This window comes from Psittacicella melopsittaci, from assembly GCF_003585925.1.
Lineage (GTDB): Bacteria > Pseudomonadota > Gammaproteobacteria > Enterobacterales > Psittacicellaceae > Psittacicella > Psittacicella melopsittaci.
Genome location: NZ_NRJH01000084.1, coordinates 1 through 1900, shown reverse-complemented (window position 1 = coordinate 1900; position 1900 = coordinate 1). Strand labels below are relative to the sequence as shown.

At 36.5% G+C, this 1900-nt stretch carries 1 protein-coding gene; it reads left to right on the top strand.

Annotation, left to right across the window (positions count from 1 at the left end; translation table 11 throughout):
* A partial coding sequence (locus CJP74_RS07790; protein WP_147397072.1) for an FtsK/SpoIIIE domain-containing protein occupies nt 1-1862 on the top strand: 1862 nt, incomplete at its 5' end.
* Nucleotides 1863-1900: the final 38 nt, after the last annotated feature.

Sequence of the window (1900 nt, the reverse complement as noted above, 5' to 3'; positions counted from 1 at the left end):
TAGTTCAACCTGAGGTAGTTGAGCCAGAAGTAGTTGAGCCAGAAGTAGTTGAACCAGAAACAACTGAACAAGTTGAGGCAGAACCAGCTCCAACGCAAAGCTCAAGCGAAGAGGCTACAGGCTTAAAAACACCTGGAGCACAAGTTGACTCAGATTTAGATTTACCTGAAGAGCAATTAGCTTATGAGGGTTTACCTTTAGTGGGTAGTCGCACTGAACCTAAGGTAATTAACGATAAAGGCGAAATAGACTTTTCTTTCTTAGATAGTGAGCCAAGTAAAGTTAAATACCAAGATCCATTTAGTAAAGATCAAAGAACTAAAACAGGATCAATTTTTGGATCAGCACAAAATCATGAGCCAGAGCCTACTCCTGAGCCAGAGGCAGACTCTAAATTAACCCAGGCTTTTGCGAATGCAGGGCAAGGGGCGTTTAATTTAAGTAACCTTATGCAAAAAGCTCAGGAGAAAAAAGCAAGCAATCTCCCTGGTAAGGAAATTCTTTTACCTTCACAAATTTTCGATGATGACAATAAGCAATTAAATGACTATGTGCGTTTTCTCCGTCAAAGTTTAGATAAGGTAACGCATGGAGCTCAAATTCTTGGGCGTCAAAAAATTGCTGATGCTCATAGATACGAAATTAAGCTTCTTCCAGGTGAAGATGCTAAACGCTTTGTTAAAGACTTTAACCGTCGTTTTGATCGCCGTAAGTTAAAAGCAAGCTTTGACGAAAAGAGCCAAAAAATCTACGTTGATAGATTTATAAATACAAGTGTAAACCTCATTGATTTGTTCACTGACTATGAACCAGGAACAAATACCATTGGTGTTGGTCTTGATAAAAATGCTCATCCATTTAAAGTAAAATTCGAACAAAGTAATACTTTAATTGTTGGTTCTTCGAGTGAGGCGAAAGCTAATTTACTCAGCGAGATTATGATGGGGTTAGCTTACACTAATACTCCAGAGCAGATAGAGTTTTTAGCTTATTGTGATGACTCGCGTCATCAAATGTTTAAGTTAAATGACTTACCGCACTTTATTCATCCTGTATTAATGCAGGATCAAGTGCAAGAGTTAATAGCTTTGGTTTATGCCGAGTTAATTCGTCGCCGTCGTCTTTGTACGCAGCTTAATGCAGGTGACTATATTAACTATAATCATTTCTTAAGTTTAGGAAATCTTTATTCGGAAAATAAACTAGATGCTATACGTCCTCTCTATGTCTTTATCGATGGTATAAGTCATATAATGGTAGCACATTGTGTTACTTTAAATGTACCTAACTATACTCTAGCTACTTTAGTTTATCTCCTTAACCAAGGTAAGCGTTATGGCATTAACTTTATTGTAGTGAACAATACCCCTGAGTTTAATGTTCTTAACCGTGAAGATATTAGCCAGAATCAGTTTACTTTACGTGGTAACCAAATGCGAGAGCTAAAAAGTAATGAGTTTATCTTTAATAATCATAAAGATAATATCTATACTTGTGCTACTGTAGATGAACAAGAGATGGTTAATCTCATTGACTTCTGGAATGATAAGGTTTATCAAGGAACAATCGATAGTAATGCTCGAGGTTATAATACCGAAGAATTAGTAACGCCTGAGTTTTATCGTTTTGTTGTAAGTGATGAGCTTATTTTCAGTGGTAGCTTAAAAGACAAGGGTCTAGCTCAGTATCTCAACTATGATCTCAATGGCGAGATTTATAAAGGGATAATAAGCGATCTTGAAGAGCAAGGAACTCTAATTAAGCGTAATGACCGTAATTTTATTAATGGGAATTATGCAGCCTATTTAAAATCTCCTCTAGCTAATACTTTTGCTTTAGGAGATACAGAAACTGTCGACTAGGTCGACAGTTTTTTTATGGGCAAAACTTGCAAATGATA